This is a genomic window from Kitasatospora sp. NPDC058032 (assembly GCF_042885845.1).
Taxonomy (GTDB): Bacteria; Actinomycetota; Actinomycetes; order Streptomycetales; family Streptomycetaceae; genus Kitasatospora.
The window spans coordinates 13,218-36,205 of sequence record NZ_JBHVRK010000017.1 but is presented as its reverse complement, the minus strand read 5'-3'; the positions used below and the strand labels follow the sequence as shown (position 1 = coordinate 36,205).

General features: G+C 73.5%; 22 protein-coding genes. 10 read left to right on the top strand and 12 right to left on the bottom strand.

Annotated elements, in window-relative coordinates; translation table 11 throughout:
* Positions 1 to 383: 383 nt before the first annotated feature.
* A complete protein-coding gene (locus ACFVUH_RS25310) occupies positions 384 to 827 on the bottom strand; it encodes a DUF4259 domain-containing protein (protein ID WP_387915479.1) in 444 nt (147 codons plus the stop codon).
* A gap of 73 nt (positions 828 to 900) precedes the next feature.
* Positions 901 to 1,638, bottom strand: a complete 738-nt coding sequence (locus ACFVUH_RS25305) for a TetR/AcrR family transcriptional regulator (protein WP_387915478.1) — start codon at positions 1,636 to 1,638, stop codon at positions 901 to 903.
* A gap of 108 nt (positions 1,639 to 1,746) precedes the next feature.
* Here ACFVUH_RS25305 and ACFVUH_RS25300 point away from each other — a divergent pair, with 108 nt between their 5' ends.
* Complete coding sequence (locus ACFVUH_RS25300; protein ID WP_387915477.1) at positions 1,747 to 2,661, top strand: NmrA family NAD(P)-binding protein; 915 nt, start codon at positions 1,747 to 1,749, stop codon at positions 2,659 to 2,661.
* Positions 2,662 to 2,704: 43 nt separating this feature from the next.
* Here ACFVUH_RS25300 and ACFVUH_RS25295 read toward each other — a convergent pair whose 3' ends face one another.
* On the bottom strand, positions 2,705 to 6,025 hold the full coding sequence (locus ACFVUH_RS25295; RefSeq protein ID WP_387915476.1) for an AMP-binding protein: 3,321 nt from the start codon (positions 6,023 to 6,025) through the stop codon (positions 2,705 to 2,707).
* On the opposite strand from ACFVUH_RS25295, the gene ACFVUH_RS25290 reads away from it, so the two are divergent.
* The 8 genes from ACFVUH_RS25290 to ACFVUH_RS25255 all read left to right on the top strand — a co-directional run bounded on the left by ACFVUH_RS25290 (position 6,024) and on the right by ACFVUH_RS25255 (position 14,214).
* Positions 6,024 to 7,283, top strand: coding sequence for a lipase (locus ACFVUH_RS25290; protein WP_387915475.1), 1,260 nt, complete (start codon positions 6,024 to 6,026; stop codon positions 7,281 to 7,283). The genes ACFVUH_RS25295 and ACFVUH_RS25290 overlap by 2 nt on opposite strands.
* Positions 7,284 to 7,475: 192 nt before the next feature.
* A complete protein-coding gene (locus ACFVUH_RS25285; RefSeq protein ID WP_387915474.1) occupies positions 7,476 to 8,747 on the top strand; it encodes an ABC transporter substrate-binding protein in 1,272 nt (423 codons plus the stop codon).
* The gene (locus ACFVUH_RS25280) at positions 8,744 to 9,664 is read left to right on the top strand and encodes a carbohydrate ABC transporter permease (RefSeq protein ID WP_380683331.1); all 921 of its coding nucleotides are present in this window, start codon (positions 8,744 to 8,746) and stop codon (positions 9,662 to 9,664) included. Before ACFVUH_RS25285 ends, ACFVUH_RS25280 begins: the two co-directional genes overlap by 4 nt.
* Complete coding sequence (locus tag ACFVUH_RS25275; protein WP_387915473.1) at positions 9,661 to 10,494, top strand: carbohydrate ABC transporter permease; 834 nt, start codon at positions 9,661 to 9,663, stop codon at positions 10,492 to 10,494. The genes ACFVUH_RS25280 and ACFVUH_RS25275 overlap by 4 nt, the downstream gene beginning before the upstream one ends.
* A 9-nt stretch (positions 10,495 to 10,503) precedes the next feature.
* Positions 10,504 to 11,703, top strand: a complete 1,200-nt coding sequence (locus ACFVUH_RS25270; RefSeq protein ID WP_387915472.1) for an ABC transporter ATP-binding protein — start codon at positions 10,504 to 10,506, stop codon at positions 11,701 to 11,703.
* Between the two features lie 132 nt (positions 11,704 to 11,835).
* Positions 11,836 to 12,102 (top strand): GlsB/YeaQ/YmgE family stress response membrane protein, encoded by a 267-nt coding sequence (locus ACFVUH_RS25265; RefSeq protein WP_355358985.1) that lies wholly within the window; start codon positions 11,836 to 11,838, stop codon positions 12,100 to 12,102.
* Positions 12,103 to 12,199: 97 nt separating this feature from the next.
* Positions 12,200 to 12,943, top strand: a complete 744-nt coding sequence (locus ACFVUH_RS25260; protein ID WP_380683327.1) for a polyprenol monophosphomannose synthase — start codon at positions 12,200 to 12,202, stop codon at positions 12,941 to 12,943.
* A 14-nt stretch (positions 12,944 to 12,957) separates the two neighbouring features.
* Complete coding sequence (locus ACFVUH_RS25255) at positions 12,958 to 14,214, top strand: aromatic acid exporter family protein (protein ID WP_387915471.1); 1,257 nt, start codon at positions 12,958 to 12,960, stop codon at positions 14,212 to 14,214.
* A gap of 27 nt (positions 14,215 to 14,241) precedes the next feature.
* Here the strand turns inward: ACFVUH_RS25255 and ACFVUH_RS25250 are convergent, their stop codons facing one another.
* The 7 genes from ACFVUH_RS25250 to ACFVUH_RS25220 form a co-directional block, all read right to left on the bottom strand.
* Positions 14,242 to 14,691 (bottom strand): SRPBCC domain-containing protein, encoded by a 450-nt coding sequence (locus tag ACFVUH_RS25250; RefSeq protein WP_387915470.1) that lies wholly within the window; start codon positions 14,689 to 14,691, stop codon positions 14,242 to 14,244.
* A gap of 4 nt (positions 14,692 to 14,695) precedes the next feature.
* Positions 14,696 to 15,169, bottom strand: a complete 474-nt coding sequence (locus ACFVUH_RS25245) for a VOC family protein (RefSeq protein ID WP_355358976.1) — start codon at positions 15,167 to 15,169, stop codon at positions 14,696 to 14,698.
* Between the two features lie 104 nt (positions 15,170 to 15,273).
* Positions 15,274 to 17,277: a phosphocholine-specific phospholipase C gene (locus ACFVUH_RS25240; protein WP_387915469.1), complete on the bottom strand. Its 2,004-nt coding sequence runs from the start codon at positions 17,275 to 17,277 to the stop codon at positions 15,274 to 15,276.
* 14 nt (positions 17,278 to 17,291) lie between these two features.
* On the bottom strand, positions 17,292 to 18,743 hold the full coding sequence (locus ACFVUH_RS25235) for an endonuclease/exonuclease/phosphatase family protein (protein ID WP_387915468.1): 1,452 nt from the start codon (positions 18,741 to 18,743) through the stop codon (positions 17,292 to 17,294).
* A 226-nt stretch (positions 18,744 to 18,969) separates the two neighbouring features.
* On the bottom strand, positions 18,970 to 20,310 hold the full coding sequence (locus tag ACFVUH_RS25230; protein WP_387915467.1) for a cryptochrome/photolyase family protein: 1,341 nt from the start codon (positions 20,308 to 20,310) through the stop codon (positions 18,970 to 18,972).
* Between the two features lie 114 nt (positions 20,311 to 20,424).
* Positions 20,425 to 20,691, bottom strand: a complete 267-nt coding sequence (locus ACFVUH_RS25225) for a metal-sensitive transcriptional regulator (RefSeq protein ID WP_355376282.1) — start codon at positions 20,689 to 20,691, stop codon at positions 20,425 to 20,427.
* Between the two features lie 107 nt (positions 20,692 to 20,798).
* Entirely contained in the window at positions 20,799 to 21,185 is a 387-nt protein-coding gene (locus tag ACFVUH_RS25220) for a PRC-barrel domain-containing protein (protein WP_387915574.1), read from the bottom strand.
* 241 nt (positions 21,186 to 21,426) lie between these two features.
* Here ACFVUH_RS25220 and ACFVUH_RS25215 point away from each other — a divergent pair, with 241 nt between their 5' ends.
* Entirely contained in the window at positions 21,427 to 21,549 is a 123-nt protein-coding gene (locus tag ACFVUH_RS25215) for a hypothetical protein (RefSeq protein WP_387915466.1), read from the top strand.
* A 369-nt stretch (positions 21,550 to 21,918) separates the two neighbouring features.
* On the opposite strand, the gene ACFVUH_RS25210 is transcribed toward ACFVUH_RS25215, so the two are convergent.
* Both ACFVUH_RS25210 and ACFVUH_RS25205 read right to left on the bottom strand, forming a co-directional pair.
* Complete coding sequence (locus ACFVUH_RS25210) at positions 21,919 to 22,122, bottom strand: DUF397 domain-containing protein (RefSeq protein WP_387915465.1); 204 nt, start codon at positions 22,120 to 22,122, stop codon at positions 21,919 to 21,921.
* Positions 22,115 to 22,939 (bottom strand): helix-turn-helix domain-containing protein, encoded by an 825-nt coding sequence (locus ACFVUH_RS25205; protein WP_387915464.1) that lies wholly within the window; start codon positions 22,937 to 22,939, stop codon positions 22,115 to 22,117. The genes ACFVUH_RS25210 and ACFVUH_RS25205 overlap by 8 nt, the downstream gene beginning before the upstream one ends.
* Positions 22,940 to 22,988: the final 49 nt, after the last annotated feature.

Sequence of the window (22,988 nt, the reverse complement as noted above, 5' to 3'; positions counted from 1 at the left end):
AGGGCGTCGACGAGGGCTTGCTCCCGTGGGATGTGCACCAGGCTGCTGGCGTAGATCCTGCAACCGGGACACCATGCGAGTCCGATGCAGCGCTCGAACATGGAGGACTCAGGCGGATGGAAGCGGTACTGGTACAGGCGGACGGATGCTCCGCAGGCGACACAGAGGCGCCGATCGCCGTCGGCAGCCGTGGTCCAGGTCGCGACCTTCTGCCAGAACTGTCGCCCGGTCGGTCCTCTTCAAGTGGTCATGCCGAGCATTCTCCCTCGGCGCGATCCAACTGATACTGCCGATCCGCAGGCACGCGTCGGGGTGACCGGACCGGCGGTGCCGCTCAGGTCATCAGTGATCACCCCGAGATCGACCCCCAACGCCCCTGGGGGTCAGACCTCGAACAGCGCCTCCCTCACGGGCTCCGGCTCGGGCCTCAGGACGGCGCGCAGGTCCTTGACGGTGCGGCGCCAGGCGGGGCCCTCCTCGGTCTCGTCCCAGAGTTCGGCGAGTTCGGACTCCTCGGCGAGTACGCGGTCCAGTGCCTCGGCGGCGAGCGGGCGCAGGTCGGTGGGGAAAACCGGGAGGGGCTCGTCGGGGCCGTAGCTGGTGGTGACGGGCTCGCCGCCGGGGCACTGGGAGGCGACGAGCGCCGCGGCGGCGACGGCCTCCACCGCCTCGTCGCAGTCCAGGTAGTCCTCGGCCCCGGTGTCGGCGGCGAGCGTCAGGACGCGGCGGACCACGGCCTCCCGTTCGGCCAGGGGCGTTTCGTCCAGCGTGCCGGAGAAGTCGGCGGCGGTGTCGTTGTCGAAGTGGCCGATGTCCCAGGTACCCATGGTGATCTCCTCAAGTCGGTGACGCGATCCTCGCACCGGCCACTGACAATCGGGCACACCGGAGGTGCACAGGTCAGCCCGCGAGGCGCCGGCGGTGGGCCCGCTGGCGGCAGGTGGCGCCGCAGTAGCGGACCGGGCGCCCGGTGGGGCGGACGGCGATCGCGGCCCCGCACTCCTCACAGGCCGCGGCGGCACCGTGACCGCCGCGGCCGTCACGAAAACCGTGTGATTCCGTGACAGGAGTGGAAGGACGCAGTCCGTCCAGGGTCAGTTGGACGAGCTTGAGGCCCGCCGACCGGTCACGGCGCGCGTTGAGCGTCGAGACGCACCCGAGGGTGAGCGCGGCGACGTCTTCGGGGCCCACGTCGGCGCGGACGCCGCCGACCCGCTGCGCCGCCTCCAGCAGCGCCGCCAGCACCTGGCGGAACCTCAGCACGGCGGCCGTGAGCACCGGGCGCGGCCAGCTCGCGTCGGCGGCCACGACGTCGCAGAGGGGGCCGCGCCGGTGGGACGTCTCCACGACGTCCTGGAGGAACCCGAAGAACGCCTCGGTGGGCGCGAAGCGGGCCATCCGCCGCTCGCCGGAGGCGACCAGGTCGTTCAGGTGCTGGGCGAACACCGCCTCCAGCAGCGCCTGCTTGCTCGGGAAGTGCCGGTACACGGTGCCGGCGCCGACGCCCGCCCGGCGGGCGATCTCGCCCAGCGGGACGTCGAGCCCCTGCTCGGCGAACGCCTCGCCGGCGGCGGCCAGCACCTTGGCCCGGTTGCGGCGGGCGTCGGCCCGGTCACCACTGCCGATCACTGCGGTCATGTCACGAAACCCCTTGCCCCCTGGGAGCCAACCGGGTTGGAGTATTCCAGATACCTCGGGCCGATCGCACCGGTTCCGCACCGGGCCCCGAGGAAAGAGGAGGGCACCATGACCACAGACACCGACACCGCCTGGGGCACCGTCGCCGTGACCGGCACCACCGGCAAGCAGGGCACCGCGACGGCACGACGGCTGCTGGCCGGCGGCCGGGCGGTGCGCGCGCTGGTCCGGGACCCGGCCGCGCCCGCCGCCGTGGCGCTCGCGGACGCCGGGGCCGAGCTGGTCCGCGCGGACTTCGACGAGCCGTCGAGCCTCGAACCCGCACTGGCCGGCACCACCGCGCTGTTCGCCGTGCCGCCCGTGGCCTACGGGCCGAAGGGCACCGACCAGGAGCTGGAGTTCACCCGCGGCCGGGCGCTGGCCGACGCGGCGGCGGCCGTGGGGGTCCGCCAGGTGGTGTTCACCGGCGTCGCCTCGACCTCCGGCGCCGCGTTCGCGGCCCCGGGGAAGCGCCGCATCGAGCAGTACCTGCGCGAGCGTTTCCCGCTGGTGACCGTGCTGCGCCCGGTGCGGTTCATGACGAACTACCTCGGGACGACCGGCGTCGGCCTGGACGGGATCGTCGACGGCGTCCACCGGCACCTCTTCACCCCGCACGATTCCCTTCAGGTCATCGCCCTCGAAGACATCGCCGAGTTCGCGGCCCTGGCCTTCGAGCAGCCGGAGCGGTTCGCCGGACGGACCCTGGAGCTGGCCGGCGACGACCTCACTCCGGTCGAGGCCGCCGCCGCGATCAGCACCGCGATCGGGGTCCCGGTGCGCTACGACTACGTCACCCACGAGGAGGCGACCGCGCTGAACCCGGACTTCGCCGAGATCCGGCAGCAGTGGGCCGCCGGACACCGCTGGCACGCCGACATCGAGGCGCTGCGCGTCATCCACCCCGGCCTGCGCACCCTGGCGGACTGGCTCGCCGAGACCGGCGCCGCCGCTCTGCGAGCCCGCCTGCTGGACACCCCGTAACAACGGGCGCCCAGCAGTCGGGCAGGCAGCCCCGGCGGCGCGGTCAGCGCCCGGCGGCGGCGGTGATGCGGGCCTCGAGCGCGGCGGCCAGCGACTCGACCGCGGCCGGGGTGAAGGCGTGCTCGTTGTAGCGCAGCCAGCAGACCAGGGAACCGTCGGGCTGCTCGGTGGCGGCGAGTTCGGGCACGTGACGGTCGCCACCGGGCAGGGGGTAGGGGACGGTGGCGCTGCGCGGGACCTCCCAGGCCGTGCAGGCGAGACCGGGGAGCTGGGCGGGGGCGTTCCAGCTCTCGTAGCGCAGCCAGGCGGCGAACGGCGCCAGCGGGCTGAACTCCGCGAACGGGTAGAGCTGGTGGTCCAGCGCCGCGGTGGCGGTGTCCCGGACCCGGGCGAGGAGTTCGGCGAAGCCGGGGGCGCCGGAGGCGTCGACCCGCAGCAGCAGGGACTGGACGAAGCAGCCGACGGCCTGTTCGGCCTCGGGGGTGGTGCGGCCGGGGACGGGGGTCATCAGCACCAGGTCGTCCTGGCCGCTGCGCTCCGCCAGCAGGCCGAGCCAGACGGTGGCGAGGGCCTGGAAGGGGGTCGCCCCGGCCTCGGCGGCCCGCTCGCGCAGTGCGGCGGCCCGGGCGGCGGGGACGGTGAGGCGGTGGGCGGCGCTGAGCACCGTCTCGGTGTCGGCGCGGCCGGGGAACGGGTGCACGGCCTCGGGCGCGCCGGCCAGGGTGCGGGCGAAGTGGGCCCGGGAGACCGGCCAGTGGGCGTTGGCGCCGGCGACCAGTTCGCCGAGCGTCGGCATCGGGCGCGGCGGGGGCGCGGGACGGCCTCGGCGCAGCGCCGAGTAGATGACGCCGAGGTCGCGCAGCAGGACGCCGACCGACCAGCCGTCACCGACGATGTGGTGCACGGCGAGCAACACGGCGTGGTCGTCGGGGGCCCGGCTGACCACGGCCAGGCCGGTCATCGGGCCCTCGCCGACGTCGGTGAGCCGGTCGCGCACCGCGATCAGCCGGGCCGACACCTCGTCGTCGCTCTCGCCGGGGGCGTCGACCAGGATGGCCTCGACCTCCGGCTCGGCGTCGACGACGGCGCGCCGGACCCCCGGTGCGGCGCCGGGCACCGGCACGAACCGGGTGCGCAGCGCCGGGTGGCGGCGCACCGCCTCGTACAGGGCCTCGGTGAGCAGGCCGGGGTTCAGTGCCTCGGTGACGCGGAACATGACGGCGACCGAGCCGACGTTGCGGCCCTCGGCCTCGGCCATCCAGCGCAGGAAGTTCTCCTGCTGGGAGGTGAGCGGGATGTCGTGCGGCTGGGCGCGCAGTTCGCGCAGGAACGGGGAGAGGTCGGCGTCGTGCACCGGGAGCGGGGCGTCGGTGTTCTTCGGGGCGTCGGCGAGCCAGGCGGCCTGGGCACGCAGCGAGGGGCGTTCGAAGACCAGGGCGGTGCCCGCGGTGACGCCGAACTCGGCGGAGACGGCGGCGGCGAGCTGGACGGCGCGGAAGGAGTCGCCGCCGAGGGCGAAGAACTCCTCCTCCACGGCGTCGACGGGCCGGCCGAGGACCCGGCGCCAGACGGCGGCGAGGGCGCGTTCGTGCGCGGTGGCGGGCGGGGTGCCGACGGCGGCCGGGGCCGGTTCCTCGAAGCGGGCGCGCAGTTCGTGCTTGACGACCTTGCCGCTGGGGTTGCGGGGCAGCCGGTCGGTGACCAGGATGCGGACCGGCAGTTCGGCCCGGCCGAGCCGTTCGGCGAGGAAGAGCCGCAGTTCGTCGAGGTCCAGGCCGTCGGCGGCGGGCACCACGGCGGCCACCGGCACGGCGCCCATCACGGGGTGCGGCAGGCCGAGCGCGGCGGCGTCGGCGACCCGCGGGTGGGCGTGCAGGGCGTCCTCGATGCGCAGCGTGGAGACCTTGAGGGCGCCGGACTTGATGACGTCGCTCTCGCGGTCGACCAGGTAGAGGTAGCCGTCGGCGTCCAGCCGGCCGAGGTCGCCCATCCGCACCCAGCCGTCCCGGAAGACGGCGGCCGAGGCGGCGGCGCCGGCCGTGTAGCCGCGCGGCGGGCCGGGCTGGCGCAGCCAGACCTCGCCGACGGCGCCCGGCTCGACGGGCCGGCCGTCCTCGCCGAGCAGCCGCAGGTCGCCCGGGTTGGCGGGGCGGCCGACCGAGCCGGGTCGGCGGGCGTCGACGACGGCGGATATCTGGGCGGGGGACGCCTCGGCGGAGGTGTAGGTGTTGACCAGGGCCGCGGTCGGCAGGGCCGTGCGCAGGGCGGTGGCGACGGGGGCGGGCAGCGCGGCGGCGGAGGAGCTGATCAGCAGGACGCTGCCGAGGTCGTGCCGGGCGGCGACGCCCGAGTTGAGGAGTTCGACGGCCATCGACGGGACCAGGAAGACGGTGCCCACCCGGTGCTCGGCGACGGTCCGGCCGAACTCCTCGGCGTCGAAGCGCGGCAGGCAGATCGTCGCGGGCGCGGCGACCAGGGCGTTGACCAGGACCACCTGGGCGGCATTGGTGCCGATCGGGAAGGCGTGCAGCGCGTGCGCGGAGTGGGCGTAGGGGCGCGGGCGCGGGTCGAGCCGCTGGCCGGCGGTGAGGCTGGCGTGGGCGGCGTGCACGCCCTTGGGCGCGCCGGTGGTGCCGGAGGTGCCGATGACCTGGGCGAGGTCGCCGGGGTCGGGGCGGTGCGGCGGTTCCCCGTCGCCGTCGCCGCCCGTCTCCAGGCCGGCGAGCCGCAGGGTGCGCAGGCCGGCGGCGGAGGCGCGCTCGTCCTCGGCCGAGTGGGCGACGGCGAGGGCCGCGGCGCTGTCACCGGCCAGCCGGGCGGTGTCCTCGGCGCTCAGGTCCTCGCGGACGACGACGCCCGCCGCGCCGGCGTAGTGCGCGGCCAGGAAGGCCACCGCGTAGTCGTCCCAGGCCCGGTTGGGGAAGAGCAGCAGCACCCGCTCCCCCGGCCGGACGCCGGCCCGGGCGAGCCCGTGGGCGGCGCGCACCGCGCGCTCGCGCCAGGTCCGGTAGTCGAGCGCGGGGCGGCCGGGGACGAGCAGCGCGGGCCGGTCGGGGTGCCGCCGCGCCCGGTCGTCGAGCAGGTCGGGCAGGGTGAGCGCGTCGAGCGCCGTAACGGCTTTGGCAGGAGGGGCGCTGACGGTGGATCGGGTGCTGATGACGACTCCCGGGAGAGGCCAGGACGGGGCCGCGGCCGATCGGCCGGACAGGTGGCTGGTCCAGACCGTAGCGGCTCGGCGCCGTCGCCCGCCAGAGCCGCAGGACCGTTCCCACCACCCAGTACGGGGGTGGGGCCAGCCCCAGCACGGATACACCCGCTGGCCCGACTGCGGCGCGGAGGTGACGGTCCATAGCCTCGGAGCCATGAAATCCACATACCTGGCGGGCGGACTGCGGTCCGCGCTTCGCAGGCTGAGCGCGGTGGCGGCGCTGACCGTCCTGGCCTCGGCGACCGTGGCGGCGGGGGCCGCGTCGGCGGGGACGGCGCGGCCGGACGATCGCGGCCGCCTCCTCTCCGCCGTGCGGACGGGCACCCTGGCCACGAAGGAGGACGTCGCCACGGCGCTGACCGGCGCCGCCTTCGACGCGGGTGCGGTCCGGTTCGGCGTGGACACCTATCGGCTGGAGTACCGGACGGTGGACCCCGCCGGACGGCCGATCACCGCCAGCGGCCTGCTGGTGCTCCCCCGCGGCGGCGCGCACGAGCTGCGGACGGTGTCCGTCGCGCACGGCACGACCAGCTACCGCGCCGCCGCCCCCTCCGCCGTGGTCGGGGCGGCTTTCGCGTCCTCGCCCGCCCTCACGTACGCGTCCGCCGGGTTCGCCGCCGTCGCCCCGGACTACCTCGGCCTGGGCACCGGCCCGGGCTTCCACCCCTGGATGGACGTGCCGTCGGAGACGACCGCCTCGCTGGACATGCTCCGGGCGGCCCGCGCCTTCGTTCCGGGCACGGGCCGGGCGCTGGGCCGCGAGGTGCTGGTCACCGGGTTCTCCCAGGGCGCCTCGGCGGCGATGGGCCTCGCGCGTTCGCTCCAGGCGGGCGGCGACCGCTGGTTCCGGCTGCGGGCCGTCGCACCGGTCAGCGGCGGCTACGACTTCCGGAACGCCGAGCTGCCGGCCCTGCTCGGCGGCTCCCTCGAACCGAAGTCGAGCGTGCTGTACGCGGCCTACCTCCTCGTCGCCTGGAACCGGCTGCACCCGCTGTACGACTCCCCGGCCGAGGTCTTCCGGGCGCCCTACGACAGCACCGTCGAGGCCCTGTTCGACGGCGTGCACACCGGCTCCCAGCTCTTCGCCGGCACGCCCGAAACCGTCGACGCCCTGCTCACCCCGCACGCCCTCGCGATGCTGGCCCACCCGACCGGCGCCCTGGCCGAGGCCCTCCGGGTCGCCGACAGCACCTGTGACTGGGCACCGCGCGTCCCGGTCCGCCTGTACGCGGCCGAGGCGGACGAGCAGGCGGCCAACGCCAATACCGACCACTGCGAGGCCGCCCTGCGGTCGCACGGCGTGAACCCGGCGGTCGTCGGCCTCGGCACCCCGGACTTCGCCGGCTCCCGGCACCTCGGCTCCAACGTCGCCGCCACGGCCGCCATCGTCCGCTGGTTCGGCGAACTGCGCTGACCGGCCGCCCCGAGCGGCATCCGCGGCACCCCGCCGCCCCGCTCAGCCGTCCGGCCGCCAGGCCGCCCGGGAGAAGACGGCGTAGGCCGCCCGGGCGGTCTCCGGGGTGTCGCACGGGGCCGGTCGGCGCGCCGGGCGGTGGCCCGGCCTACCGTGGGCCCGCCGCGGGCCGGTCCACCGGAGGGAGTAGCGATGCCCAGACCGAACCACCGGGTCGCCCTCGCCCTGGTGCTGCTGCTCGCCTGGGCGCTGGCCGGTTGCGGCAGCGGCGGGGGGTCCGGGGGCGGCGGGGCGGTGGTCCTCGACTGGTACAACTTCCCCGACGACTCGGGCGCGTTGCAGCAGGCCGCGGACAACTGCGGCCGCGACTCCGGCGGGCGCTACTCGATCCGCTACAACAAGCTGCCCCGCACTTCCGACGGCCAGCGCCAGCAACTGGTGCGCCGGCTGGCCGCGCACGACACCGGCGTGGACATCATGGGCCTGGACGTCACCTGGACGCCCGAGTTCGCGGAGGCCGGCTGGGTGCGCGAGTGGACCGGGCCGCTGCGCGAGCGGGCGAGCGCGGACACCCTGGCCGCCGCGCTGCGGACCGCCACCTGGAAGGACCGGCTGTACGCCGTCCCGTACAACTCCAACACCCAACTGCTCTGGTACCGCGACGACCTGGTGCCCACCGCCCCCGCCACCTGGGACGAGATGCTCGCCGCCGCGCGGCGGCTGGCGGAGCAGGGCAAGCCGCACTTCGTCGAGGTGCAGGGCGCGCAGTACGAGGGCCTGACGGTCTGGTTCAACACCCTGGTGACCAGCGCCGGCGGCTCGATCCTCACCCCCGACGCCATGGCGCCCTCGCTGGGCGAGCCGGCCGTCACCGCCGCGCGGGCGATCCGGGACCTGGCCACCTCTCCCGCCGCCGACCCCTCGCTGTCCAACCAGATGGAGGACGAGAACCGGCTGGCGATGGAATCCGGCACCGCCGCCTTCGAGCTCAACTACCCCTTCGTCTATCCGTCGATGAAGGAGAACAAGCCCGAGCTGTTCCCGCACTTCCGCTGGGCGCCCTACCCCTCGGTCGTCCCCGGGCGGCCGGCGACGGTGACCATCGGCGGCATCGACCTCGCGGTGGGCGGCTACTCCCGGCACCCGGAGGCCGCGCAGGAGGCCGTCCTGTGCCTGCGCAACCGCGAGAACCAGCTGACCAACGCGCTCAAGGGCGGCCTGCCGCCGTCGCTGCGCAGCCTGTACACCGACGCCGAGCTCACCGGGAGCTACCCGTTCGCGGCGGACGTGCTGAAGGCCCTCGACTCCGCGTCGGTGCGGCCGCAGACACCCGCCTACCAGAACGTCTCGATCGCCGTCGCGCACGCCCTCTCGCCGCCGTCGTCGGTGGATCCGGAACCCACGGTGGCGGACCTCTCCGGCCAGATCAGGGACGCGCTCGGCTCGAAGGGGTTGATTCCATGACCGCGACCAGGACGAGGACCGCGGGAGCCGGCCGGCTCTCCGAGGGCTCCCGGCAGGAGCGGCGGCTCGGCTGGCTGCTGTGCGCCCCCGCCGTGCTGGTGATGCTGCTGGTGACGGCCTATCCGGTCGGTTACGCCGTCTACCTCTCCTTCCAGCGCTACGACCTGCGCTTCCCGGACCGCTCCGCGTTCATCGGCTTCGCCAACTACGGCGCCGTGCTGACCTCGACGTACTGGTGGCAGGCGCTCTGGGTGACGGTGGTGATCACCGTCGTCTCGGTGGCGGCCGAGCTGGTGCTGGGCCTGGCGCTGGCGCTGGTGATGCACCGGGCGATGGTCGGACGGGGCCTGGTGCGCACGGCGGTGCTGGTGCCGTACGGCATCGTCACCGTGGTGGCGGCCTACTCCTGGCAGTACGCCTGGACGCCCGGCACCGGGTACCTGGCGGCGCTGCTGCCGGCGGACAGCGCGCCGCTCACCGAGCACTGGCCGGCGATCGGCCTGATCGTGCTGGCCGAGGTGTGGAAGACCACCCCGTTCATGGCCCTGCTCCTGCTGGCGGGCCTGGCGCTGGTGCCCACCGAGACGGTGCGGGCGGCGATGGTCGACGGTGCCGGCTTCGGGCAGCGGCTGCGGCTGGTGATCCTGCCGCTGATGAAGCCGGCCATCCTGGTGGCGCTGCTGTTCCGCACCCTGGACGCGTTCCGGATCTTCGACAACATCTACGTGCTGACCGGCGGCGCCAACAACACCGGCTCGGTCTCGATCCTCGGCTACGACAACCTGTTCACCGCGCTCAACCTGGGCATCGGCTCGGCGATCTCGGTGCTGGTGTTCCTCTGCGTGGCGGCGATCGCCCTGGTCTTCGTCAAGGTGTTCGGCGCCGCCGCGCCCGGCGGTTCGGCGGAGCACCGGTGACCGCCCGGCGGGCCCGGGCCGGAGCGGGCTGGGGCGTGGTCAACCTGGTGGTGGTGCTGTACGCGCTGTTCCCGGTCTGGTGGATCGCCGCGCTGTCGTTCAAGGACCCGTCCACCCTGACGGACGGCAACTTCGTGCCACGCGTCTGGACGCTGGAGAACTACCGCGGCATCTTCCACACCTCGGAGTTCACCCGGGCGCTGGTCAACTCGATCGGCATCGCGGTGATCTCCACCACCATCGCGGTGGTGCTCGCCACCATGGCGGCGTACGCGGTGGCCCGGCTGCGCTTCCCCGGCAAGCGGCTGCTGATCGGGATGTCGCTGCTGATCGCGATGTTCCCGCCGATCTCGCTGGTCTCGCCGCTGTTCGAGATCGAGCGGGTGCTGGGGATCTTCGACACCTGGGCGGGGCTGATCATCCCGTACATGACCTTCTCCCTGCCGCTGGCGATCTACACCCTGTCGGCGTTCTTCCGGGAGATCCCGTGGGAGCTGGAGAAGGCCGCCAAGGTGGACGGCGCCACGCCCGCCCAGGCGTTCCGGCTGGTGATCGCGCCGCTGGCGGCGCCGGGTGTGTTCACCACCGCCATCCTGGTCTTCATCTTCTGCTGGAACGACTTCCTCTTCGCGATCTCGCTGACCTCCACGGACGCCGCACGCACCGTGCCGGCCGCGATCGCCTTCTTCACCGGCAGTTCCCAGTTCCAGCAGCCGACCGGCTCGATCGCCGCCGCGGCCGTGGTGATCACGGTGCCGATCGTGCTGTTCGTGCTGTTCTTCCAACGCCGCATCGTGGCCGGTCTGACCGCCGGCGCAGTGAAGGGATGACGCGGACCGATGGCGGAGATCGTCCTCGACGGCATCAGCAAGCGCTACCCGGACGGCTCGGTGGCCGTCCACGACCTCGATCTGACCGTCGCCGACGGTGAGTTCGTCATCCTGGTCGGCCCCTCGGGCTGCGGGAAGTCCACCACCCTGAACATGATCGCGGGGCTGGAGGACATCACCGGCGGCACCCTGCGGATCGGCGGGCAGGTGGTCAACGACCGGGCGCCCAAGGACCGGGACATCGCGATGGTGTTCCAGAGCTACGCGCTCTACCCGCACATGACGGTCCGCCAGAACATGGGCTTCGCGCTGCGCCTGGCGAAGACCGACAAGGCGGTGATCGCCGCCAAGGTGGAGGAGGCCGCCCGGATCCTCGACCTCACCGAGCACCTGGACCGCCGGCCCGCCAACCTCTCCGGCGGGCAGCGCCAGCGCGTCGCGATGGGCCGGGCGATCGTCCGCGACCCCAAGGCGTTCCTGATGGACGAGCCGCTGTCCAACCTGGACGCCAAACTGCGGGTGCAGATGCGCACCCAGATCTCCCGGCTGCAGCGGCGCCTGGGCACCACCACCGTCTACGTCACCCACGACCAGGTGGAGGCGATGACGCTGGGCGACCGGGTGGTGGTGCTGCGGGCCGGCGTGGTCCAGCAGGTCGGCCCGCCGCAGCGGCTCTACGACCGGCCGGCCAACCTGTTCGTCGCCGGGTTCATCGGCTCGCCCGGCATGAACCTGCTGCACGGCCGGCTGGAGGAGGACGCGCTGCGCACCGCGCTCGGCGACCTGCCGCTGGGCGACCGGCTGCGCCGGCGGCTGACGGCCGCGAACGCGCCGCGCGAGGTGGTGGTCGGCATCCGCCCCGAGTACTTCGAGGACGCCGCGCTGCTGGAGCACCCGGCCGGCGGCACGACCGTCACCGTCGGGGTCGAGGTGCTCGAATCGGTCGGCTCCGACGTCTACGCGCACTTCACCGTGGAGGGCGACGCGGTCTCCGGCGGCGGCCTGGAGGAGATCGGCGCACGGCAGGCGGAGGCGGGCGCGGGCGCGCCGGGCCGGGAGGTGGTCGCCCGGATCGGCACCACCACCCGGGCGGCCGAGGGCGCCCCGCTGGAGCTATGGATCGACACCGAGCGGTTGCACGTCTTCGATCCGGACACCGGGGCGGCGCTCAGTGGCGAGGCGGGTGAGGAGCGGGAAACGGACGGTTAGGCCCTCTCTTCGGGATTACGCCGGGCAGGAAGGGGCAGGCGGGGGCGCGACCGACCCCGCTCCCCCGCTGGACGTGCCGTGCCGGACGGTTCGGGCGATCATGGGGGAACGCGCCTCGAAAGGTGGAATGCGATGTTCCAGCTCCTGTGGATTCTGCTCATCGGCTTCGTGCTCGGCGTGATCGCCAAGCTCATCCTGCGCGGCCCGCAGTCCATTCCGTGGTGGCTGACCATGCTGCTCGGCGCCGCCGGGGCCTGGCTGGGCAACGCGGTCTCCGGATGGATCGGCGTGCGGAACACGTCCGGGATCGACTGGATCCGCCATCTGCTCCAGCTCGGCTTCGCCGTCGCCCTGGTCGCGGTCGTCGCCCCCGCCTGGAGCACCCGCCGGACCAGATGACGGTCCGGCGCGACGGCGTCCGCGACGGCGCGGCTAGACTCGCACGGCCGTACCGCGGACCGGCCGCGGTGCCGCCGAACTCGCGAGGGAACAGAAGATGGTCGAGGCCTCCCCGAAGGTCGTTGTGGTCGTGCCCACCTACAACGAGCGGGAGAACCTTCCCGTCCTCGCCGGACTGCTGGCCGACCTCGACCTGCCGAACCTGCACCTGCTGGTGGTCGACGACAACTCCCCCGACGGCACCGGCGAGGTCGCCGACAAGCTGGCCGCCGAGTCCGGCGGCCGGATCCGGGTGCTGCACCGCACCGAGAAGGACGGCCTCGGCCGGGCCTACGTCGCCGGCATGACCAGGGCCCTGGAGGAGGGCGCGGACGTGGTCGTGCAGATGGACGCCGACCTGTCCCACCCGGCCTCCGTGCTGCCGCTGATGGTGACGACCCTGCTGGCCGACGACACCGCGGTGGTGCTCGGCTCCCGGTACGTGCCGGGCGGATCGACGGCCGAGGAGTGGCCGTGGCACCGCAAGGCGCTCTCCGCCTGGGCCAACCTCTACGTGAACACCATCCTCGGCCTCGGCGTGCGGGACGCCACCGCCGGCTACAAGGCCTGGCGCGCGCAGACCCTGCGGGCGATCGACCTGCCGTCGGTGCAGAGCAACGGGTACTCCTTCCAGGTCGAGCTGAACCACCGGGTGGTGCGGCAGGGGCTCACCATCAAGGAGGTGCCGATCCGCTTCGAGGAGCGGGTCGAGGGCGCGTCCAAGATGAGCCTCGGGGTACAGGTGGAGTCGGCGCTCGCACCGTGGAAGCTGCTGCGCGAGGGGCGCCGCGACAAGCCGTAGGGAAGGAGGGCCGCGTGGTCCTGGCGCCCGACCGGGCCGCCGCACTGGTGCGGCGCGCCGCCCGCGAACCCTTCGCCGTGCAGACCGCCCGGGCGACCGTCGCCGCCACGCTCTCCTACGTGGTGGCGACCTGGCTCAGCAGCGAGCCCGCCCCGCTGACCGCGCCGCTCACCGCGCTGCTGGTCGTCCAGGTCACCGTCTACTCCACGCTCACCACCAGCATCCGCCGGGTGAACTCGGTGGTGGTCGGCGTGCTGATCGCGATCGGCTTCAGTACGGTGGTCGGGCTCTCCTGGTGGAGCCTCGGGCTGATCATCCTGGCCTCGCTGGTGATCGGCCGGTTCGTCCGGGTGGACGAGTTCGTGCAGGAGGTCGCGATCAGCGCGATGCTGATCCTCGGCGTCACCCAGGTGACCTCCCGGGCCTGGGACCGGGTGCTGGAGACGATGATCGGCGCGGGCGTCGGCCTGCTGTTCAACCTGGTCTTCGCGCCACCGGTCTGGGTGGACACCGCGGGCGAGTCGATCGAGGACCTCTCGCGCCGGGCCCGGCACCTGCTGCTCGACCTCTCCGACCAGCTCGGCCGGCCCACCCCGGTCGCGGACGCCGCCGAGCGGCTGCACGAGGCCCGCCGGCTCGACCAGGCGATCGCGGACGTCGACGCGGCGCTGCGGCAGGCCGAGGACAGCCTGCGGTTCAACCCCCGGATCAGCGAGGGGCTGCTCTCCCGGCTGGTGCTGCGCACCGGGCTGGACACCCTGGAGATCTGCGTGGTGGTGATCCGGGTCATCTCGCGCTCGCTGACCGACCTCGCCAAGCGCCGCGCGCCCGGCGAGCCGCTGGTCGCCCCCGCGCTGGCGGTGGCGATGGAGGAGCTGCTCGCGCACGTCGGCGGCGCGCTGGTGAGCTTCGCCGTGCTGGTGACCACCCAGGTCAGCCTGAACGCCGAGGAGGCCGAGGAGCGGCTCAACTCCGAACTGGCCGCGGCCTGGGCGAGCCGGGAGAACGTCGCCCGGCTGCTGCTGGAGCAGGTGCGGGCGGACCCGGACGCCTGGCACCTGCTCGGCTCGCTGCTGACCGAGGTCGACCGGATCCTCGACGAGCTGGACCTGGAGCACCGCTCCCGGCGGCTGATGGAGGAGCTGGACCGGGCGTCGGTGGCGAGCCGGGAGCGGTTCTCCCGGCTCGGCCGGCTGCGCCGGTGGGTGCGCGGCGACCGTCCGGGGTTCGGCCGGGCGCGGCGCCGGCGCAAGCGGGCCGGGCAGGGCTGAGGCGGACGCCGGAACGGGCCGGGCGGATCAGGGCATCGACCAGGGGTCCTGCGGGAGCGGGTGGCCGGTCTCCAGGTAGGTCTTCAGGTTGGACAGCACCGCCGACCAGCCCGCCTCGGTGTCGGCACGCTCGGCCTCGTCGGCCAAGTTGTCGTGGGTGACGGTCAGCCGGGTGAGGTCCCGGTGGGAGCGCAGCTCGAACGTCACCCGGGAGGGCCCGGTCGGCCGCTGCTGCCCGGGGCCGGACCAGGTGGTGACCAGGCGGTTCGGCCGCTCGGCCACCTCCACGGTGCCGAAGGCGTCGGCGACGCCGGAGCCGTCCGCGCGCCGGTGCTCCCAGCGGGCGCCCGGCTGCCAGGTGGAGACGTTGCGGTGGCCCCAGTAGAGGCCGGACTCGTCCGGGTTGGTGAGCGCGTGCCAGACCCGTTGCGGGGTGGCGTGCAGGTAGCAGATGTGGCGGTAGGCGGGGACGGCCATGTACTCACCCCTCGGCCGCGTCGAGCAGCTGCCGGATGTCGATCCTGCGCATGGTCAGCATCGCCCGGGTCACCCGGGCGGCCTTCTCCCGGTCCGGGTCGGCGATCAGGTCGATCAGGATGCGCGGGGTGATCTGCCAGGAGAGGCCCCAGCGGTCCTTGAGCCAGCCGCACCGGCTCTCCTGGCCACCGCCCTCCAGCAGCGCCGCCCAGAGCCGGTCCACCTCCGCCTGGTCGTCACAGTGCACCTGGAGCGAGACGGCCTCGGTGAACGGGAAGACCGGGCCACCGTTGAGGGCGACGAAGGGGCGGCCGTCGAGTTCGAAGGCGACGGTCACCACCGTGCCGGGCGTGCCGGGGCCCGCCTCGGTGTAGTGGGTGACGCCGGTGATCCGTGAGTTCGGGAAGACCGAGGTGTAGAAGCGGGCGGCCTCCTCGGCCTGGTCGTCGTACCAGAGGCATGGGGTGATCTGCTGCATGGAGCCGACGGTAGCGGCGGGCCCCGGCCGGGCGGGCGCGCCACGGCCGGGGGTCACCGGTTCGGCGCCCCCGGGCCGCGGCGCGGGCCGCCGCTACCGGTGGCTCAGTGCACCCAGCCCGCGTAACGGCGGGCGAAGCGCTGGCCGGTGGCGGCGGTGACCACCACGTCGTAGCGGCCCTGCTTGTCCAGCGGCCAGGTGAGGTTCGTCTGCTTGCCGGGCCGCGCCCAGACGGTCTGCGCGGTGCCCGCGAAGTCGTTCGGCGCTACGGAGAAGCAGACGTCGGTCATGCCGTCGTTGACCAGCTGGAGGGTGAGCCGGCCGGACGTGGAGAGGTCGGCGGTGACGATCGGGATGCCGATGTCGTTCTGGCCCTCCGGGACGCTCGCGCTTCCCGCGCCGTCGCGGATCACGGTGCCCGCGAAGCGGCGGACGAAGCCGTCCGGGCCGTGCACGGTGAAGTCGTAGCGGCCGTTGGTCGCCGCGGCCTCCCAGACGTAGGTCGCCGAGGCGCCCGGCGCCACCGTGAACGGCGTGCCGGCGAACGGCAACGCGATGTTCGGGTAGACGGTGTACGGGAAGGCGACGGCGCCGTCGTTGCTCATCGTGCAGGTGACCCGGCCGGTGCGCCGGTCCACCTCGGCCTCGGCCCAGGGCTGGTACGGCAGATGGCGGTGCGGGCGCTCGCCGCGTTCCTGGACCGGCATCGACTGGGCACCGACGGCGGGGAGTTGCACGCCCGGCAGCTTCGTCCCGGCGTCGGCCCTGGCCATCAGGGCGTTGGTGTCGGGGAGTTGCGGGATCGAGTGGTCCGGCGCCGCGAAGTCGAAGCAGCTGGTGAGGTCACCGCAGACGGCGCGGCGCCAGGCGGAGATGTTGGGCTCGGCGACGCCGGTCACCTGCTCCATGAAGCGCAGCACCGAGGTGTGGTCGAAGACCTGGGAGTTGACCCAGCCGCCGCGCGACCAGGGCGAGATCACCCAGAGCGGCACCCGGTTGCCCAGGCCGATGGCGCGGCCCTGGGTGAACTCCTCGGGCGTGCCCAGTTCGGGGGTGGGCGGCACCATGTGGTCGAAGTAGCCGTCGTTCTCGTCGTACATCACCAGGAAGACGGTGTGCCGCCACACGTCCGGGTTGGACATCAGCGACTGCAGGGCCTGGTTGACCCAGTGCGCGCCGTACGCCGGGCCGGCCTCGGGGTGCTCGGAGAACAGGTAGGGGGCGACCAGCCAGGAGACGGTCGGCAGGGTGCCGTCCTTGCAGTGCGCGTCGAAGGCCGCCGGGTCGAACTTGGTCATCGCGTTGACGTACCGCGGGTCGTCCTCGGGGAAGTCGTGGAACTGCTTGAAGTAGGAGAGCGCGTTGTCGTCGTAGTCGCCGGTGCGGTCGTCCTTGCTGGGGTTGTGGTAGACCCGCCAGCTGACGCCGGCCTGCTGGAGGCGCTCGGCGTAGGTGGTCCAGTCGGCGACGGGGTTGTCGGTGACGGGGGTGTTGTCGATCCAGGGGCCGGTGGTGCCGTCGCGGCCGGGGCCGGCGGTACCGGTCCACAGGTAGAGCCGGTTGGGGTCGGTCGGGCCGGCGAGCGAGGTGAAGTAGGCGTCGCAGAGGGTAAACGCGTCGGCCAGTGCGTACTGGTAGGGGATGTCCTCGCGGGTGAAGTAGCCCATGGTGCGCTCGCCCTTGGCGGCGATCCACTTGTTCATCGCGCCGTTGTTGATGGCCTGGTGGCCGGTGGCCCAGTCGTGCGGCAGGCCGCCGGCGTTCTGCGCGTTGTACTTCGAGGTGTCCATCCGGTACGGCAGCATCACGTTGCCGTCGCTGCGGCGCGGGTCGGGCTGGCGGAACACGTCGGTGCCGTCGGGGAACTGCAGCGCCTGCTTGTCGCCGAAGCCGCGCACACCGCCGAGGGTGCCGAAGTAGTGGTCGAAGCTGCGGTTCTCCTGCATCAGCACCACGACGTGCCGGACGTCCTTGATGGTGCCGGTGAGCCGGGCCGGGGCCGGAGCGGGGGCGGCGGCCTGGGCCGGGGTGGCGGGCAGGCCGGTCAGGGCGGCGGCGCCGGCGGCCGCGGTGGCGCCGACGAAGGTGCGGCGGGAAAGGTCGGACATCGCGAACTGGCCTTTCAGAGCTGGAAGGTGGCGACCGCGGCGGCGGTGTCGGAGGGCCACTGGTTGGCGGCGAGGGCGGCCGGGTCTGCGGCGGTGGCCGGCCAGTCGGCGACCAGGGTGTGCGCCTCGACCAGCTTCAGCCGGCCGCGGTAGAGCACGTAGTCGATCCGGTCCTGCGGCTCGGCCTTGCCGGCGGCGCGCTGCTTGCGGACCGGCGACCAGGTGGTGCCCGGCGCCCTGACCGGGTCCCGGTTCTCCTCGCGGTAGGTGTCGGTGAGCCCGGCGGCCTGGAGTACCGCGGTGACCGGCCAGTTGAGCGCGCCGATACCGCTGTGCGCGGCGGCGGTGGCGGCCGTCCAGTCCAGGTGGGACGGCGAGGACAACCCGCCGGCCAGCACCACCGGCACGCCCGCGGCGGCGTCGGCCTGCACAGCGGCGGCCAGCGCCCTGGCCTGCCGGAGGCGGACGGAGGCGTTCTCGGCGGCGGTGATCCCGGCGCCGGTGCACCCGTCCTGGGCGGCGTACGGGCCGTAGTCGGCCTCGTCCAGGTGCGCGCTCCAGACGCGCACGGCGCGTCCGCCCGGCAGCTGGACGGTCGCCGCGGCGGCGGGCAGGTCGGGCGTCGGAGCGGTGACGGCGGTCAGCGGGTAGCGGCTGACGATGCCGACGCTGCCGGTGCTCTGGTGGGCGTACCAGCCGAGGGCGTCGGCGAGGGTCCTGGCGGCCGTACCCGCCGTCTCCTGGAGCGCCAGCACGTCCAGGCCCTGGGCCAGCACGATGCGCAACTGCTTCTCGACCGCGTCGGTGAAGGCGGCGCCCGCGTCGGCGAGGTTCCAGCTCGCCACCTTGAGGCGCGGCGCGGCGGCCGGATCGGCGACCGGGAGCAGCACGGTGAGGGTGTCGGTGGCGCCGGTGCCGTCCTTGACCCCGACGACCAGCACCTCCGGGGTGCGCGGCGCCTTGCCGGCCGGCGCGGTGCCGGTGACGGTGCCGTCGGCGGCGACCGTCAGCCAGCCCGGGCCGGAGACCTTGCGGAAGGCCGCGCTGCCGGCCGGGTTGCCGGCGGGGCGCGACCAGAGGCCGCCGAGCCTGACGGTGACGGCCGCGCCCGGGGCCACCGGGGTGGCGGTGAAGGCGTCCACGACGGCGTGCGGGCGGACCACGGCGGGCTTGGGGCGGAAGGCGAAGGGCTCGCTCGTGGCGAGGATGCCGTAGCCGTCCTTGGCGAGCAGGTAGGCGGTGTAGGGACCGCCGGTGAGCGCGGAGGTGTCGAGCTGGACGTCACCGGCGGTGCCCGGGGTGTACTTCCAGAGCAGCGAGCCGCCGTTGCCGGGCCGGCGGGCGCCGTCGTAGATGCCGACCCAGTTCTTGGGGTCGGGGGCGTCGGTGGTCCAGTGGAAGGTGAGGCGGTCGCCCTCGAAGGGACTGGTCGACCAGGTGGGAGTCAGGGTGTTGCCGGTGGCCACGGATGTCCTGTCCGCCGCTCGGGCGCCGGGCCGTCGGGGGGTATCGGACCGGGGCCGTCCACGGCTGCTGACGGAGGCTGGGAGGAGTGAGCCCCATGGACAGTTGGCTGTACAACTGCGGGGCCGGGCCCATTCATCCGAAGACCGGCGACCTGGACGTGAACGAAGCGTGACGCAACGTCGGGCGGTTCGGGAACTGTGGGACGGGCGGCGCCCGGACGGTGGGTCAGTCCAGGCCGCGGGCGCCGCGCAGGCGGTCCGAGAGCGCCGCCGGGTCGACCAGCGGGTCCGGGTAGCCGGCCGGGCGCCGGTCCAGCAGCCACGGCCGGTGCACCGCCCGCCCGGGGACGTGCGCCAGCTCCGGGACCCAGCGCCGGACGTAGGCGCCGTCCGGATCGAGCCGGTCGGCCTGCGCCAGCGGGTTGAGCACCCGGTTCGGCCGGGTGTCCGTCCCGGTGCCCGCCACCCACTGCCAGTTGAGCTGGTTGTTGGCGAGGTCCCCGTCCACCAGCAGCCGCAGGAAGTGGCGCGCCCCGATCCGCCAGTCCCGGTAGAGGGTCTTGGTGAGGAAGGAGGCGGTGACCAGCCGGGCCCGGTTGTGCATCCAGCCCTCGTGGGCGAGCTGGCGCATCCCGGCGTCGACCAGCGGGAAGCCGGTACGCCCGGCGCGCCAGGCCGCGCACTCCTCGTCGTCCTCCGGCAGCCAGTGGTCGCCCCGGTCGCGGTAGGCCTGCCGGGCGGCCTGCGGGCGGGCGGCGAGCACCTGGTGGTGGAAGTCGCGCCAGACCAGCTGGCGGACGAACGCCTCGGCGCCGTCGCCGCCGTGGCGCAGCGCCCCGGCCGCCAGTTCGGCGGCGGACAGGCAGCCGAAGTGCAGGTACGGCGAGAGGTGCGAGGTGGCGTCGGCCGCGAGGTCGTCGTGCAGTTCGGCGTAGCGGTCGAGGTCGTGGCGCTCGTAGCTGCGCCAGAGCCGCCGGCCGGCCCGCTCGCCGCCCGGCGGGAGCGCGGGCGAGTCCGGCCGCGCGGTGGGGACGGGCTCGCTCGCGATGCCCTCCGGGGTCCGCAGGCTCCTCGGCGGGCGGTGGACGGTCCGGCGGGGCGCCTGCGACCAGGCGCGGAAGTACGGGGTGAAGACGGCGTAGTGGTCCTTGCCCGCGGGGGTCACCGCGCCGGGGACGACGGCGGTGAGCGAGCCGTCGTGGACGTGCAGGCGGTCGCCGAGCGCGGCGCGCAGCGCCTGTTCGCGGCGCTGGGCGAAGGCGCTCACGCCGGCGGCTACGTGCACCGAGGCGGCGTGCAGTTCGGCCGCGAGCCGGGCGGTGGCCGGGGCGGCGGGTCCGCGGCGCAGCACCAGCCGGCCGCCGAGCGGGCGCAGCGAGGCGTCCAGGTCGGTGAGGCAGTCGGCGAGGAAGGCGGCGCGGTTGGGCGCGGCGAAGCCGGTGGCGGCGATGTCCGGGTCCAGGACGAAGAGCGGGACGACCTCGTCGGCGGTGGCGCGGGCGGCGTGCAGCACGGGGTTGTCGTGCAGGCGGAGGTCCTGGGTGAGCAGGGCGATGGCGAGAGTCATGGAGGGACGAGCCTGGCACGGCCGGGCCCGGAGCGGGGTGCGGCACGCAAACGGCGGGGGCGCGCGCCGTAGTGGCACGCGCCCCCGCCGGGGTACGGAGTCCGGAGCCCGGGCTCAGGCCAGGGCCAGGAAGAGCTTCTCCAGCTCAGCCTCGCTCATCGGCGGCGCGTCGGCGTCGGCGCCCGCCATGCACTGGCGCATGCCGCTCGCCACGATCTTGAAGCCGGCCCGGTCGAGGGCCCGGGAGACGGCGGCCAGCTGGGTCACCACGTCCTTGCAGTCCCGGCCGGCCTCGATCATGGCGATCACGCCGGCCAGCTGCCCCTGGGCACGCCGGAGCCGGTTCAGGACCGCACCGACGGCTTCCTCGTCCACCTGCATCTCAGGACCGCCTTCCGCTGTCGACTACCGGCTGTCCAGTGTACCCCGTGGGGTATCACTGCCCCGGCGGTCGACGGCGGGGGCGGGCGACCGGGTGGGCGGGGCGCTCAGCGGCGGGCCAGCCGCCGTTCCCCGCCCGTACCGGTGGCGTAGTCGAGGCCGTAGTGCGCGAACACCTCCGGCTCGGCCTCGGCGGGCAGCACGTCGTCGACGCCGATCGACGGCGCCGCCTTGACCAGCGCCCGCGCGAACGCCACCTTGAGGTACCCCGGGCCCAGCACCGCCCCGTCGAGTGGGACGAAGATCAGCTTGCTGTTCACGTTCAGCCCGACCGAGACGGCCGGCCCGACCGTGACGGTGGCGAAGTACGGCTCGTCGCTGGCGGTCTCCACGTAGATGGACTCCAGCTTGCCGATCTTGTGCCCCTTCTGGTCGAGGACGGCCTGACCCCGCCACTCCCTGATGTCGGCCGGAACGATCTCGGCGACGGCCATGGCGACCTCCCGTAGCCGCCCCACGGCGGCGGCACCTCGGTTGGGCAGAGCCCCGGACACTCCCATCGTCCGCCGGGAGCGCCGGGACCGCCCGCCGGGGGCCGTTCTCCCGATGGCGGCAGGTGTCCCATTCCGCCCAACCGGGGGTGAACCGGCGAACGGCACACGGGAGTCCGCTCGAACACCTACGCTGTCCGCCGACGGATCATCGGATCACCGAGGCGGAGGCGGGGCGGCAGTGGTGAGTTACGAAGAGATGTGGGAGCAGGGCGAGCCGGGCGTCCCCGCCGACCTCCATCCGGAGATCCCGCACCCCGCCCGGATGTACGACTACTACCTGGGCAGGTACTTCCCTTATGCATAATCTGCCCATGAATGCTTGGATCCAAACCCCCATGGGGGTATAGCTTCGCTGGTCAGAACCCCTCCCGTGGACCCCCCGGGTCCGGGCCGGCGGGCAACCCACGAGGTGGCGGGAAGCTTTGGGCGGGGTCCTGCCGGTGGTGGGGTCGGGCATGGCCGGGGGGCCGTACGCTGGCCCGGCAAACAGGGCAGGCTCATGGCCTGACCGCAATTCTGTCCTGTGGCCCCCCGGTCTTGCCCGACGCGGGCCCCGCCAGCGGCGGGTGCGTAAAGCTTCCCGCCACCGGCCGCAGCCAAGGCGCGGCAGCCCAGAGACAGAACGGCCCCGTCGCGCTGGGGGCACGACGGGGTCAAAGGATGGCGTGGGCTGTCAGGCGACGTCGAACTCGCCGGCTCGCACGGCGTCGACGAACGCTGCAAAGCTCTCCGCCGGGAACACCAGCGCGGGCCCCTGGGGATCTTTGGAGTCTCGGACAGGCACAAGGCCCTGCATGCTGCTCGCCACTTCCACACATTGCCCCTGCTGGGCGCTGTATGAGCTCTTGCGCCACACGGCGCAGCTCAGATCAACCATGCTCAAATCCCTTCCGGATCTCTCGAATGAACGCGATGCTCGCAGCTCGGGGCAGCGCCTCGACCTGGAGTTGATCGTACTCAGCGGCCCACTCCGCCATGACGTGCGGATCCCGTTCGAGGAAGCCTCGTCGCTGGGTCTCGCCGTATCCCACCATGACGCTGTTCGACATGGTCAGCAAGGTAATTGGGTGAGCGAACGGGCGCTCCTCCCCGAGGCTGAACGGGGTGACCTGGATCGTGATCCTCGGTCTCGCCGCGAGGGACTCCAAGTGCTCCAACTGCTCAGCCATGATCTGGCTGCTTCCGACTGCCCTGCGCAGGCACCCCTCGTCTATCACCGCATGGATTCGGGCCCCTGCGACGCGCTCTTGGCGTCGCAGCAGAAGTGAGGTTCGCTCGTCGGCTTGTTGTTGCGTCGAGACGCCCCGCCTCACCAGCGCACCCTGATATGCGCGCGCGTAGGCAGGGGTCTGAAGCACGCCGGGCACGATGTTGATCTCGAAGAGCCTCACTGTGACGGCATTGACCTCGCTGCGAAGGTACTCGGCGAAGCCCTCGAACAGCACGTTCTGAGTCAGACGACGCCACAGCCGTTCGAAGCGCTCTCCCGTGTCGAATGCAACATCAAGTCTTCTGGCGAAGCGTTCAGTTGGAGGCTTGCGGCCGGTTTCAACAGCCGACACGTGGACCGCAGAGAAGCCGGTTCGTTCACCCAGCCCTTGCTGGGTCCAGCCCCTTTCCTCCCTCAACGCTCGAACTGCCGCTCCGAAGGCGGCCGCTGGCGAGGCGTCCGGATCAAGTTCCTTGCGGTTCATGGTTTGTTAGCGATCCTTCCTTCGAGGACGGCAGCTTGAAGATACGGCT